Origin of the sequence: Paenibacillus sp. B2(2019) (assembly GCF_008370385.1) — a bacterium.
Lineage (GTDB): Bacteria > Bacillota > Bacilli > Paenibacillales > Paenibacillaceae > Paenibacillus_AQ.
This window is the reverse complement of the sequence record NZ_VTZR01000017.1, coordinates 244180-257382: the sequence shown is the minus strand read 5'-3', so window position 1 is coordinate 257382 and position 13203 is coordinate 244180. Positions and strand designations below refer to the sequence as shown.

Genomic DNA, 13203 nt, shown 5'->3' with positions numbered 1-13203 from the left:
TAGAGAGGAGGGAATGCTATCAATACTTTCATAGGATATATTTTTCTTGGTCTTTCGCTATCCGCACCTATTGGTCCTATTAATGCCGCTCAACTGGACAATGGAATTCGTAAGGGCTTCTGGCATGCTTGGGTAGTGGGGCTTGGAGCCATAAGTGCTGATATCATATTCATGTTACTAGTTTACTTTGGGGTGATCCATCTGCTCGAATCCCCTTTTATTAAAGCATTCTTGTGGTTATTTGGTTTCTTTGTGCTGGTGTATACGGGCATAGAGAGCATTAAAAATGCTGGTGTGATTTCTGAACCCGGTATGAGAAGCAGTGATTCATCTTTAACTAAGTCTTATTGGTCCGGTTTACTAATGTCTTTATTCAATCCGCTTTCCATATTATTTTGGCTAGGGATATACGGGTCCATTTTGGCCAAAGCGGCCATGGAGTATCCGATGCAACAGCTGTTGATTTATAGCGGAGCTATTGTACTCGGAATTTTGATCTGGGATGTATCTATGGCGGTCGCCACAAGCATGTTTCGTAAAGTCCTGACAACCCGTGTTTTAAAATCGATCTCCGTGCTGTCAGGTCTTTCGCTTGTTGGTTTTGGGCTTTATTTTGGTATACAAGCTGCTCAGCTATTGTTTTTTCATTAAGTTTTGTTTTTTTGGGGTCTAATGATTTTTGTCGGACCCTTTGAGTAATCTATTATTCCCTGAATTTCTAACAATAAATTTCCTTTACTCGCTTCCTTATCCGTATCAACGGTATGTTTCTTACGAACACGTGTCACGATCCAATCACAAACGGCGATCAGTGTGACAAGCAACAGACTAATATATAACCCTGGGCGGCTGAGTGAATGAAAAAGAGTACCTGTGACCGCGAGCCCAATGAGCAGCAATCCTAGCCAACGTTTAATCGTGCTAAACCGACTTCCTTTTAACAGTTTTCCAGAAGACAGCAGGATAAACGACCAATTATACAGCAGCATTAACCCAGCCGCAGTAGTGATATACTCATACACTTTTCCTGGTAACAATAGTGACATCACCACTGCCGCCGTAATCCCAACGGTGATCAAAGTAAGGGCATAAAAAGGATATTTATCCTTCCACTTCCGAGAAAATAACTTCGGCGCATCTCCTTCTTGAGACAGGGTAATCATCATTGAAGTTACAGCGTAGAGTGACGCAGTCATTGTAGAGAAGCCAGCGACAATCAACACTCCGTTAAATAAATGAGGCACGAAAGCCAAATGATCACTACTTAGCGCTAGAACAAACGGACTTTCTTTCGAGTTAAACGCACTAAACGGCACCATGATTACAGCTAGACCAATAGACAAGATGTATACAATAACCAAGGCGATCAGCATAACCTTTCCTGCCTTTGGTGCATCCTCCGGCTTTTGAAGTCTATTGGACATAATTCCGAGTACCTCAATCCCTCCGTAAGCATAAAAAGCGAACAGAAAGGCAGACCACAACCCCACCCCTCCTTTAGGAAATAGCGCGGTGTAGTTTAATGGAACCTTCGGTGTATACTTCCCTCCGCCTATCCAACCAGCCAATAGAGAAGCCGCAATGATTAAGAACATGAGAATAGCAGCTATTTTTATTACAGCCAACACATTCTCAACCCGGTCAAATCCCTTATTCCCAAAAAAGACAATGACAAGGCCCAATAAAGCAAACCCAGCAGCAAAAATCCACATAGGTACCGCTGGGAACCAAAAGCGCGAAAAAATAGATAAAGCAGTTAGTTGACTACCCATGATTAATAACTCCGAGAACCAATAAACCCAGCCACTGCAGAAACCCGCCCAGCTGCCGAATGCATTTTTTGCATAGGAACGAAAAGATCCTTGCTCTGGTTGTTCTGCTGTCATACGCGAAAGAGCATCAAATACTATATACGTTCCAATAGCAGCCAAGATGTAAGCAATCAGTACTGCAGGCCCGCCAATAGAAACCGCTAAGCCTGAACCTAAGAAATACCCGGTTCCAATTGTACCTGCAACGCCTAATAAGCTTAACTGCCACCACTTCAATTTCTTTTCATCATTTTTTGAATTACGAGAAGCTTGGTTCAAAGAATTCAGTCCTTTTGTAAAGAAGATATAAGCTCACCTTCTGGATTTTACTCACACTCCAATAGGCTGTCCTTATCCTCTTAACTACATGCAGACTCTTTTCATTCTATATAATGCAAAGGGATTGAGACCTGTATAAATTTAAAAAGAGTAAAGTGACCTATTGGCCGCTTTACTCTTTTTTAGTATCTCTCAGAACACCCGCTTCTGATCCCGATCATCAATAATAATCTGCACGGCTTCTTTAAACCGAATCGCATGAATGATCTCCCGCTCCCGCAGGAACTTGAGACTATCCTGCAAATCCACATCATCCGTCATATCAATCAGCCACTGGTATGTAGCCCGAGCCTTTTCCTCCGCTGCAATGTCCTCATACAAATCTGCCAGCGGGTCACCCTTAGCTTGAATATAAGCAGTTGTAAACGGTACGCCTGAGGCATTATTGTAGAACAAGGCATGATCATGTGCTGCAAAATGCGGTCCTAATCCAGCTTCCTCTAATTCGCAAACCGACGCATCCTTTGTCAGCTTGTAGATCATCGTGGCAATCATTTCGAGGTGGGCGAATTCTTCTGTAGAAATATCGTTCAAAACGCCAATAACTTTATCCGGAATCGTGTATCTTTGATTCATATAGCGCAGGGCTGCGGCGAGCTCACCGTCGGCTCCTCCGTATTGCTCACTTAAATAACGCGCCATCCGGATATCACATTTACCGACCCGTACCGGATATTGCAGCTTCTTCTCATATATCCACATTCGGGAACTTCCCCTCCTCTAGAAACTTAGTTCCTTACAGTACACACTTCTTACACCTGCCAAGGCCAAGGAGCCTGATTCCATTCCCACGGACATTTCGAATAAGCGCGACCAAAATTCTGCAGCGGACCATATAATTCCTGAAATTGATTCGCTAGCTTGGTACGTTCCTGAGTCAGCTGATTAAATTGTTCAATACTTCTTAAATCATCTGGATGAGTGTTCAGATATAAGTTTAACTCCACCAAGGCAAAATCAAGAGTCTGCAGCTGTTCAAGCATTTCATAATATCGTTGATCGCAAGGGTTTGCCTCCATAGTCTACTTTCCTCCTCCTTTGCACTTAGATTCATACGGGCTGAACAGTGCTGGCCAGAGCGTGCCATACTTCAAAGCTTCCTGTAAACTAAACTGCGGAAGATCGGGTGGCTGAAAGTTAATGAACTGATTCGGTGGAACTACATATGTCTTGAATGGCACCGGTGGGCAAGGATCAAACGGGCCCCTAAACGGGGTATACCTCCGTAGCTGTGATTCCATTTTTCGTACCTCCTTTGTTCCTGTTCCTTGTTTATTACTCCCTTAGCTAACTTATGACAGCAGGACACATTATAAAACGTTATTTATAAAAAAAGCACTGGAGCAAGATTTGTCATACAATTGCACAACAAATAAGCTGCCTTCGGAAAAGTACCGAAAACAGCTTATAACTTGGATCTTATTGAATATTAAGATCTAGACTTCACTTTTTTGACGAATCTTCGTGGGTAATCTCAAGGATATCCAACATAAAAACAAAGATGGGAATGCCAAGAAGAAGTCCCCAGACACCTATATAATGCTCAGAAAACAACAACACGATAAAGGTGTAGAACATCGGCAAATTCATTTTTGTGGACATCAACTTGGGATTCAAGAAATAGCCTTCTATAAAATGTAATACCGCAATAATCGCCAGCACATAAGTGACTGTTGTCAGACCGCCGATGTTGTAGCCGATGATTAGGAGCGGAATGAGCGAAATCAAAAAACCAACCACCGGAATGAGACTGAGCAGAAAAATCAAGATCGATAAGGCAAATAAATATGGGAAGTTAAGCAGCCACAAACCAATAATAGTAAGACAGGTGTTGAACAGAGCAATGAGAATTTGCGCTTCAATTACTTTCCCAAAGGAAATGATGAATTTTCGGCTGAAATACTCCAGATCTATATAAAACCAGGCAATTCGGCTCTCTCTCATTCTAGAAGTGAAACTGACGACCCGGTTCTTCTCCAGAATAAACACAAAACTTAGAATGGTCGATATAACGAAAGTCGCACCCCAGTTGCTAACCTTCAGCACATAATCGATACCTCTTTTGATGTAGGACTGATAGTTAAGGTCCCTGAGCATATCATACAAATACAATGTAATCTTGTTCTGCGGGAGATCTTCTGGTTTAAGATTGGTAAGGAAGATGGTTAATTGCTTAATCTGTTCCAATACTTTAGGGAGATATTTAGCAAGGGCCAGTACAATCACTGCGATTAAAGCGAGGTATAAAATAACAATAATCACCTTACTGTTAACCTTCATAAATTTACCAATTCGTTTACTAAGCAATGTCTGAAAGCTGTTCATGACAAAAGCAATCAAAAACGTCAGTAACACCAGATTAAGCATCCCTCGAATACTGAACAACAGCAACCCGATAAGTGCGAGAATAAAAAAACGCCTGGTGGTTATATTCGCGTAGAATCGCTTCAATACATTCATAGATCTTGCTCCATTCGATTGCGATTAATATTGCTGATCATCCATTGGCTATAAAAAGGAAAACTTAGCCCCCACAAAAAAGCCGATGGAAACAAAAAGGAGTGACCAGGTTAGCGCTCCTGCAGTCGTTATGAGTATATATTTTTTGAAAGACATAGCACTGATACCAGAGATATAGCTTGATACATGCCTCAGACCGGGAATGAAATAGGCAATGAAAATCGCCCAGTTGCCGAACCGCAAAAACCATCTTTTCATACTGGCAAAACGCTTGGGTGTAAGGCCAACCCACTTGCCGAATTTTTCTACCACAGGTTGCCCTAGTCTTAAACCAATGGTATAGCTGATAAGCATTCCGGTGATAGATCCCATGAAACAAACCAATACCGAAAGTGAAAAGTCCAAAACCATAACGGAGGATAAATAGCCTACAAACAGCATTAACACCTCATCCGGTACAGGAAGTCCGATAATCCCAAGTGCCATAAGGGCAAATATGGCTATATATCCGTACTGCGAAATGATTTCAATAATCCAAGGCATGGGTGTATCACTTCCTGTTGAAGGATTTTTTAAGTGACGGAAATGGAATACGACTGACCATCATTACAGACAGTATTGCCATTAATACGATGACCAGTCCTGGTTTCATGCGTTCATCTAGTAAAGAAATCATCGACAGAATGACTCCAGCAGCAGTAATGGGCATCCCCACGAACCCTTTGGAAGGCGCCGATAGATTAAACCTGGCCAAACGAAGTGCACCACAGATCAAAAAGAAAACTGAAGCTGCAGGTCCAATCCAGTGAGCATCTTCTAACCTGTACAATAAGATAAGGAAGGTTGGCGCTAAACCAAATGATATAATATCCGCCAATGAGTCCAATTGTTTACCGAATTCACTGGTACATTGCAGTATTCTTGCCAGTAATCCATCGAGTACATCGCAAATTGCCGCAAGCAATATCATTAATAAAGCCAGGCTGTATCGTTCTTGAATCGTGAAATACAAAGATAGTGATCCGAGCCCCAAGTTTGCAAGTGTGCACATTGAAGGCAACCAATTCAATTTCATACGATTTCACCCCTTTCATTGTAGTATTTTTGTTGATCCGTTTAACCTTCAAAGGTCACAGTAAAGCTGACGCCGTTCTCCGTATTTTTCACAGTATAAAGACAAGCGTGCATATCTAATATTCGCTTCGCAATGGAAAGCCCCAGACCTGTACCGCCCGTCATTCGACTGCGAGATGGCTCAGACCGATAGAACCGTTCCCAGATTTGCTCTAGCTGATCTTCGGGGATGGATTCTCCTATATTTTGAACAGTGAATACAATAGTCTGGGCATGACTCTCAATATTGACGGTGATAGAACTTCTTTCTTCCGCATGTCTGATAGCATTGGTCATAAAATTCAGCAGAACTTGTTCGATCCAGTTCACATCAGCATATATCGGTAATTCGTTTGCAGGAATAATGATGACCTCCAAATGTTTTTCACTCAGCAAGTGAACCAGCTTGTCCGTCACCTTTTCCGTCAGTTCACTTAACATAAAGGAAGTTTTCCGAAGTTTAATCGTGCCCGACTCCAACCGCGCTAGATCTAGCATATTTTTAACAAGAAACTCCATTTTATCTGCTTCCTCAATAATCACCTTAATGTAGTGATCCTGCTTGCCGGCGCTAACGCCATCTTCTAATCCCTCGGCAAAACCTTTGATAATACTGAGCGGTGTCTTCAATTCATGGGAGGCATTGGCAAAAAAGTCCTGCTGCATGATCTCCATTCTTTGTTTCTGCTCCATATCCTCAACTAGCTGCTGATTGGCCTCTCTTAACTCTCGTAAAGCAGAATCCAGACTTAATGATAAGGTGAACATGCTATTAGAAAGACTGCCTAGCTCATCCTTCTGCCGAATCGATGTGTCCCCTGTAAAGTCCAGAGAAACCATCCGTTTGGCTATGTTGTTTAACTTAATCAGCGGTCGTGTTACCATTTTCGAAAAGAAGAGGGAAAGCACCAGAATCAGGACAATACCGCCAATCCCCAAATATAAAAAGAACCAACGCAACGCCTCATTAGAATCCTTAACTTCCTGTAACGAGGTCACTGTGAATAGTAATTCAATTTCTCCGGTACTTTGCTTAAGGGGCAGAATAATCACAGAATTGCGACTCCCACTCCAGGGAGCAATCCAGTCTTGCTTCTGTATTTTCAAATTCTTGAAGTCGTTTATCTGCGCCGGTGTCAAAGGAAACCATTCCTCTAGAGCTTCAAACAGTATTCCTTGGCGTGGATTCCATATTTTCAAATCAGGCAATACAATTTCTGTAACAGTACCTGAAGCGTGAATCATCCCAGTCTCTTCCGTATCCCCTATTGTTCCGGTCTCTTTTTTTGTAATACTTATAGGGTAGATTATAGCAGGTGAAGAACTGTCTTCATCCAGTAGTTCGCCTTCGATGCTGAGCTGATCATCTACTTTAATGTTCGCTGCTCTAAGCGCATCTCCGTACTGATTCATGAACAGGGATAAAGAGACAACCATACTCTTTCCACCATCATCGATTAACTTTATATGAAATGGATCTTCCGAATTCATCTTTCCATCCAGCTTCAAAATAACCATTTGTGTTTTATTCCGCAGCATAAACCGAACGAGCTCCTGGGAGGTTCGAGTGCTTCCCCACGGCTCGCTTATATATCTTGCAGCAAAGCTCTTAAGATGTTTCTCCACGCGGTTCTCTTTTTGCTTCTGATAGAAATTATCAAACAACAGCAATTGGCTTAGAATGACCATCCCATAAAAGCAGAGGAAAAAGATAACGGTCATCACAAACAGTTTAAAAGTAATTCCGCGTCTTCTCATGCCTCTTCCTCGAACATGTACCCTGTACCAATTACCGTACGAATAAACCGAGATTCATAACCCAATTTACTTCGCAGCTTTTTAATATGACTGTCCACAACTCTAGAATCTCCTTCAAATTCAATTCCCCAGATCCGACTAAGGATCGTATCCCTTGAAATGACAATCCCTTTGTTTCGTATTAAAAGCCATAAAAGATCATATTCCTTAGGGGTAAGCTCCACTTCCGCATCTTCTACCTCTAAGCGATGAGCTAAAGTGTTAAACATCGCGGAACCAAATTTTATTACGCTGGATTCAGGCTGATGGGAGCCTTCAACACGCTTCATAAGTGCATTTGCCCGGGCTACCAGCACCTTTGGACTAAATGGCTTTGTAACATAATCATCCGCTCCTAATTCAAAGCCGTAGATTTTGTCGTCATCTGTAGACTTGGCGGTTAACAAAATGATAGGTACCGCTGATTTTTCGCGAACTTCACGGCAGACTTCAAAGCCATTCATAGCAGGCATCATGATATCCAAAATCAGCAGATCCGGCAGCAGTGAGTCAAACCAAACCAATGCATCTATTCCATTATCGGCTTCGAGTACTTCCCAATCATTCTGTATGAAGTAATCAGACACCAGTTCACGAATACGAATTTCATCCTCAACGAGAAGAAGCTTCTTTTTCAATCTAGACCCCGCTTTCAAACCATTTATAAATATTAGCATAGTCGAGTGTTATGTCCTTTATGTGTCCACAAAAAAACTCCCCCTGTCATGAGCCATGCAGCTCTAGCAGGAGGAGTTCATTTTATCCCTGATCACTCGGAACAATACGCACAATTTTCAATAGGTTATTCTTTATTTCCGTCCGGCTCTGATGGATTTTCTTCGTTCTCAATGGGGGGTTCCCGATGGATATTAATTCGAGTGATCCGCAATCTTGTCGATTCCTCGACTTCAAATATCACATCTTCTACTTTAACCCGTTTTCCTTTGGTTGGATTCCCCTCCAGCTCCTTAAACAACCAGCCACCAATGGAATCCACTTCATCATCCTCGATCACTACACCCGTAAGATCGTTGACATCTTCAATCAGCATCCGGCCTTCAACGGAAATATAATCACCATTACGCTCCACACTCGGACGCTCATCTTCGAATTCGTCATGCAGATCGCCTACGATTTCTTCCAGAATTTCTTCTGCTGTCAGTAGCCCGGCTGTACCGCCGTATTCATCGACAACTAGCGTTAGCTGAGCTTTATTCTTCTGCATAAAACGAAGCGTATGGCTAATCTCCATCGATTCCGGCACGTTAAGAATTGGTCGAACCAGCGTCGTAAGATCATTCTGCTGCTCAGGTGGAGCAAACAGCAGGTCGGTAATATGAATAAAACCAATAATACGGTCCTTGTCTTCAAAAGCAACCGGATAACGTGAATGTCTTGTTTCTGTAATAATCTTCATATTTTCTTCGAGCGAAAGATTGCTGTACAGCACATCCATATCCGTACGAGGCAACATGACTTCACGAGCGAGAAGATCAGAGAATTCAAAGATGTTATCCATCAGCTTCATCTCATCTTTATCAATGACACCACTCTTAGCACTCTGATTCATCAGGATACGAATTTCCTCTTCCGAGTGGGCTGCCTCACTCTCATTCGCGGGCTCAACACCCACTAAACGAAGCAATGCGTTCGCCGATGCATTCAGTATCCAGATAAAAGGCATAAAGAGATTATAGAAGAACATCAGCGGTGCCGAGAGCAGTAGCGCAGATCCTTCTGTTCTTTGAATCGCAAGCGATTTCGGTGCAAGCTCACCAAGTACAATATGTAAAAATGTAATAATCGAAAATCCGATAACAACAGAAACAGTAGATATCAGAGTACCGTCGGTAATCCCCATTTTATACATTAACGGCTCAACGAGCAGCTCTGAAATGGCCGGCTCACCGACCCAGCCTAATCCCAGTGACGCGAGTGTAATCCCAAACTGGGTGGCAGATAAGTAAGAATCCAGTCTCTTATTTACCTTGAGTGCATATCCAGCCATTTTATTACCTTCACTGACAAGTTGGGTCAGACGAGACTGCCTGACCTTAACTAATGAGAACTCCGCTGCTACAAAAATACCGTTCAATAATACGAGCACCAGAACAAGCAAAAGATTAAGCATTAATCTCCCTACTTCAAATTCCGTATGCGCCACTTTAACAACGCCTCATTTCTACAGATTGATCGCTTTTCTAGTTTTGAAGTCAACTTCCGGATAATACATATCCGCTACTAACAGGTTAGGTCCGCAACAACCTGCTGCATCACAGTAACAGTTCACCTTCTGGTTCAGCGGATGCTTCGTCTGCCAATCGATAAATATATCATCCAGTTTTTGGTTGTCTATGTTACCAAAGGCTGCGATATCAGCGAAATCTGTAACGAAAACATCTCCAGTAAACATATTTACGTTCACACGATTCCGACCATCCGGATCGTTACGAAGCGTAACATTCTTCTCTGCACGCATTCTACTTAGCAATTTCTGATCTTCTTCAAGGAAGCTACAAGCAAAAAACGGAAGCGTGCCGAACAACATCCATACCTCTGGATCACGTTGGTCCAGTAACGAATGGATCGCTGTCCGCATTTCATTTAAAGATAACACTGGCAAAGCGGAAGCAAAGCTCGAATTGTACATCGGATGAACTTCATGGCGTTTTGCTCCCATGTCGAGAATCAGCTTATGAATTTCAGGCAGCTTAGTGTGGGTACGGTAATTAATCATAGTTTCCGCAGAAATTAACATACCATCCTCACTTAGTTGGCGAGAGTTCTCAATCATTGTATTATATAGCCGGTAAGCGGCTTCCTTGGCAACCGCATGACCACTGTTCGCAAAACCGACTTCATGAAAATCGTCACCGTTCACATAATTAAATGAAATATGCATAACGTCCAGATATGGAAGCAGCTTCTCATAACGGGAATACGGCATAGTCAGATTAGAATTAATTTGTGATCTGATTCCCCGCTCTTTGGCGTATTTCAACAATGGCACAATGATATTATCCACCGTTCCGGCGCGGAACATGGGCTCTCCGCCCGTAATACTAATAGTTTCTAGATGCTCAACTTCCTCTAAACGGTCTAGCATATTCTTAAGCGGTAGCATATCTCCTTCTTTGGAGGTTAGACTATCACCAACAGCACAGTGCTCACACCGCATATTGCATAAATTGGTTACAGTGAATTCCACACTCGTTAGCACATGGCGGCCATGCTTACGTAGAGAAGTGATTGGATCCCATGGATCGTAACTTGGCGACAGCTCCCTCGGTGAAGATGTTAATGGTCTTAAAACATTCATTTGCACTAGCTCCTTTAAATCTTATTCCTATTATTAACCCAAAATCATGAAGAAAGAACGATGACTTACCCTATATCATACCACGTTAGTCAAAAAAACTGCACTTATGATGCCTTTCTGACCTTCTATACTTGCGCTACATTTCAAAAAAAATAAAAGCAGCGAGACGAAAAATAGGCTTCCGACATATCTTCGGACAAGCCTAATCTTCTCTCCACGCTGCTATAAATAATCAATTTGGCGTTTCCAGAGAACCGCCTTGTTCTGCGACGTCAATAATAACAACGGAGAGGGCTTTACTAAGATCTCGTTCAAACGGTACGACTTTCTCTCCTTCAGGACCCGTAAGCACACGTACGGTGGGTCTGTGAGGCGTACTTGGATCTATTTTGACCACAACCCCGCTCTCCCCCGTACTGAGCTTCACCGTAAGCCCCAGCGGATAGATAGCTACGCGATCTCTAAACAATTCTAAATGCTTCTGCTCATATAAAGTACCGGAACCAACATAGAGGGCCTCAACGGCTTGATGTGGCAGCATAGCCTTTTTGTAGACTCTATTGGAGGTCATGGCATCGTAGGAGTCCGCCACACCCAGCCACTTGGCATATTCATGGATTTGGGGTCCTGTTAATCCGCGAGGATATCCGGAACCGTCAATGCGTTCATGATGCTGCAAGGCACAATGTGCTGCGAGCAGCGGGATATTCGGCTCCTCCTTTAGAATCTGAAACCCAATCTCGGTATGAGCCTGCATGTGGCGGAATTCTTCATCACTGAGCCTGCCGGGTTTCTGTACGATTTTTATCGGGATTTGTGTCTTCCCAATATCATGCAGCAGCGCGCCTAGCCCAATCACTCGAAGTTCCTCTTTACTATACCCGTGAGCAATACCAAGCACTAAAGTGTACAAGCAGACATTCAGGGAATGGACATATAAATAGTTATCAGCAGTGTGCATATCCATCAGCATGATCATCGGATCTTCTTGTAAAGACATATCGTCTAAAATGTTATCCATGATCTTAGAAAATTTTTTGTCCAGATGATACAGACCCTTGGTAATTCCTGAAACCCCAGACATTTGCTGAAATTGATTACGAATCACCTTTAGGGCCTGATTGCGCGTCTCATCCTGTAGAATACCAGTAATCACAATATCGTCCGTGACAGAATCCTCTATGTAGATATAGCCGATATCAATTCTTGCAAGACGCTTGATCAATGCATCCGTAAGCTCTACCCCGTCCGCGAGTAGAGTTAGACCTTCATCATTATATATTTTTTTACCTAATTTCATGCCTGCTTGAAGCTGATTCACGGATACTAAACGCACTAAACTCACTCCTGCCTTTAACGGTAAAATGCTATTCTGTATTGAAATCCTTGGGTCACACGCTTTGTCTATACCGTTTCTATGGAAATTCAGACAGGTGTACCTTAAAGAAAATCAGATGTGTCTAGGTCTATGCCAACGGGCATTAACGCATAATAAACAACCAGAATACAGCAGCAAGAATAAATCGATAGATCGCGAAATGCGTTAATCGAATCTTTTGAATCCATTTCATAAACAAAATGACCACTAAATATGCCACTACAAAAGAAATCAGAAAACCAATTACAAAATAACCAATCGTCTCACTTGTGAAGTTTTTATACGAATCCAGCAGTTCATACCCGGAAGCCGCACACATAATAGGAATGGCTATGAGGAAGGAAAAATCCGCAGAAGCCTTATAGCTGACCCCGCTTAACATCCCCCCGGAAATAGTAGATCCGGAACGGGAGAAGCCCGGCCAAAGTACCGAAATAATCTGATACAATCCAATCGCGAGCGCCTGTCCGTAAGACAAATCATCCAGTTCGTGAGCAGTAATTCGTATTTTGCGTCTGTTCACCCATTCTGCAACAATCATTAGAATCCCTCCGGCCACCAGTGCCCAGAGTACAGTCGAAGCTCCAAAAAGACTTTTGATAAAATCGCGGGCAAAAAATGCCACAGCAAGTGCTGGGGCAATCCCGAGAATCACATGAATTAAGTTCAGACGGGATGCCGGCATAACGCCTCCTCTACCTGAACTACTACGTCCAATCCCTAGCAAATTGAGTACTCGCTTACGGTAAACAAGTGCAATCGCCAAAATCGCCCCTAGTTGAATTACAATTTCATAAGTCTTCATAATCGAATCTTGCTCAGCGAAGCCTAATAGCTTCGTGGTCAAGATCATGTGTCCGGTCGAAGATACAGGAATAAATTCAGTGATTCCTTCGACAATTGCTAAAATAATAGCTGTAATCGTGTCCATAATGTCCTCCTATTTTTGGGAATCTAGCACTGTTAAATGGAGTCTATAAGTGTAG

At 42.7% G+C, this 13203-nt stretch carries 14 protein-coding genes; 1 reads left to right on the top strand and 13 read right to left on the bottom strand.

The genetic code is table 11. The features are described 5' to 3' along the window. Nucleotides 1-18 precede the first annotated feature (18 nt). Nucleotides 19-651, top strand: coding sequence for a LysE family transporter (locus PAENI_RS15430; RefSeq protein ID WP_076284174.1), 633 nt, complete (start codon nt 19-21; stop codon nt 649-651). On the opposite strand, the gene PAENI_RS15425 is transcribed toward PAENI_RS15430, so the two are convergent. The 13 genes from PAENI_RS15425 to PAENI_RS15365 form a co-directional block, all read right to left on the bottom strand. Continuing rightward, nucleotides 648-2090 carry an amino acid permease gene (locus PAENI_RS15425; RefSeq protein ID WP_149645897.1) on the bottom strand — a complete coding sequence of 481 codons (1443 nt, stop codon included), beginning with the start codon at nt 2088-2090 and terminating at the stop codon, nt 648-650. The genes PAENI_RS15430 and PAENI_RS15425 overlap by 4 nt on opposite strands. A 192-nt stretch (nt 2091-2282) precedes the next feature. Further along, nucleotides 2283-2852, bottom strand: coding sequence for a manganese catalase family protein (locus PAENI_RS15420; RefSeq protein WP_149645896.1), 570 nt, complete (start codon nt 2850-2852; stop codon nt 2283-2285). Nucleotides 2853-2902: 50 nt separating this feature from the next. Next, entirely contained in the window at nt 2903-3169 is a 267-nt protein-coding gene (locus PAENI_RS15415; RefSeq protein ID WP_042186389.1) for a spore coat protein CotJB, read from the bottom strand. A gap of 3 nt (nt 3170-3172) precedes the next feature. Next, on the bottom strand, nt 3173-3391 hold the full coding sequence (locus PAENI_RS15410) for a spore coat associated protein CotJA (RefSeq protein WP_042186387.1): 219 nt from the start codon (nt 3389-3391) through the stop codon (nt 3173-3175). A 202-nt stretch (nt 3392-3593) separates the two neighbouring features. Beyond that, the gene (locus tag PAENI_RS15405; protein WP_149645895.1) at nt 3594-4610 is read right to left on the bottom strand and encodes an AI-2E family transporter; all 1017 of its coding nucleotides are present in this window, start codon (nt 4608-4610) and stop codon (nt 3594-3596) included. A gap of 48 nt (nt 4611-4658) precedes the next feature. Further along, nucleotides 4659-5153, bottom strand: coding sequence for a DedA family protein (locus tag PAENI_RS15400; RefSeq protein WP_149645894.1), 495 nt, complete (start codon nt 5151-5153; stop codon nt 4659-4661). A 7-nt stretch (nt 5154-5160) separates the two neighbouring features. Continuing rightward, the gene (gene pssA, locus PAENI_RS15395; protein WP_149645893.1) at nt 5161-5685 is read right to left on the bottom strand and encodes a CDP-diacylglycerol--serine O-phosphatidyltransferase; all 525 of its coding nucleotides are present in this window, start codon (nt 5683-5685) and stop codon (nt 5161-5163) included. Between the two features lie 41 nt (nt 5686-5726). Next, nucleotides 5727-7481 (bottom strand): sensor histidine kinase, encoded by a 1755-nt coding sequence (locus PAENI_RS15390; protein WP_149645892.1) that lies wholly within the window; start codon nt 7479-7481, stop codon nt 5727-5729. Then, complete coding sequence (locus PAENI_RS15385) at nt 7478-8158, bottom strand: response regulator transcription factor (RefSeq protein WP_149645891.1); 681 nt, start codon at nt 8156-8158, stop codon at nt 7478-7480. Before PAENI_RS15385 ends, PAENI_RS15390 begins: the two co-directional genes overlap by 4 nt. 164 nt (nt 8159-8322) lie before the next feature. Beyond that, the gene (locus PAENI_RS15380; protein ID WP_042193528.1) at nt 8323-9651 is read right to left on the bottom strand and encodes a hemolysin family protein; all 1329 of its coding nucleotides are present in this window, start codon (nt 9649-9651) and stop codon (nt 8323-8325) included. Between the two features lie 51 nt (nt 9652-9702). Next, entirely contained in the window at nt 9703-10839 is a 1137-nt protein-coding gene (yfkAB, locus tag PAENI_RS15375) for a radical SAM/CxCxxxxC motif protein YfkAB (protein ID WP_149645890.1), read from the bottom strand. Between the two features lie 232 nt (nt 10840-11071). Continuing rightward, on the bottom strand, nt 11072-12175 hold the full coding sequence (locus PAENI_RS15370; RefSeq protein WP_149645889.1) for an HD-GYP domain-containing protein: 1104 nt from the start codon (nt 12173-12175) through the stop codon (nt 11072-11074). A gap of 145 nt (nt 12176-12320) precedes the next feature. Beyond that, the gene (locus PAENI_RS15365) at nt 12321-13148 is read right to left on the bottom strand and encodes an undecaprenyl-diphosphate phosphatase (protein WP_042186371.1); all 828 of its coding nucleotides are present in this window, start codon (nt 13146-13148) and stop codon (nt 12321-12323) included. Nucleotides 13149-13203: the final 55 nt, after the last annotated feature.

Bases quoted from the DNA above. Each gene is read 5' to 3' on its own strand.
- PAENI_RS15420 (WP_149645896.1), bottom strand. From the start codon at position 2,852: ATGTGGATATATGAGAAGAAGCTGCAATATCCGGTACGGGTCGGTAAA.
- PAENI_RS15415 (WP_042186389.1), bottom strand. From the start codon at position 3,169: ATGGAGGCAAACCCTTGCGATCAACGATATTATGAAATGCTTGAACAG.
- PAENI_RS15410 (WP_042186387.1), bottom strand. From the start codon at position 3,391: ATGGAATCACAGCTACGGAGGTATACCCCGTTTAGGGGCCCGTTTGAT.
- PAENI_RS15405 (WP_149645895.1), bottom strand. From the start codon at position 4,610: ATGAATGTATTGAAGCGATTCTACGCGAATATAACCACCAGGCGTTTT.
- PAENI_RS15400 (WP_149645894.1), bottom strand. From the start codon at position 5,153: ATGCCTTGGATTATTGAAATCATTTCGCAGTACGGATATATAGCCATA.
- pssA (WP_149645893.1), bottom strand. From the start codon at position 5,685: ATGAAATTGAATTGGTTGCCTTCAATGTGCACACTTGCAAACTTGGGG.
- PAENI_RS15390 (WP_149645892.1), bottom strand. From the start codon at position 7,481: ATGAGAAGACGCGGAATTACTTTTAAACTGTTTGTGATGACCGTTATC.
- PAENI_RS15380 (WP_042193528.1), bottom strand. From the start codon at position 9,651: ATGCTTAATCTTTTGCTTGTTCTGGTGCTCGTATTATTGAACGGTATT.
- yfkAB (WP_149645890.1), bottom strand. From the start codon at position 10,839: ATGAATGTTTTAAGACCATTAACATCTTCACCGAGGGAGCTGTCGCCA.
- PAENI_RS15365 (WP_042186371.1), bottom strand. From the start codon at position 13,148: ATGGACACGATTACAGCTATTATTTTAGCAATTGTCGAAGGAATCACT.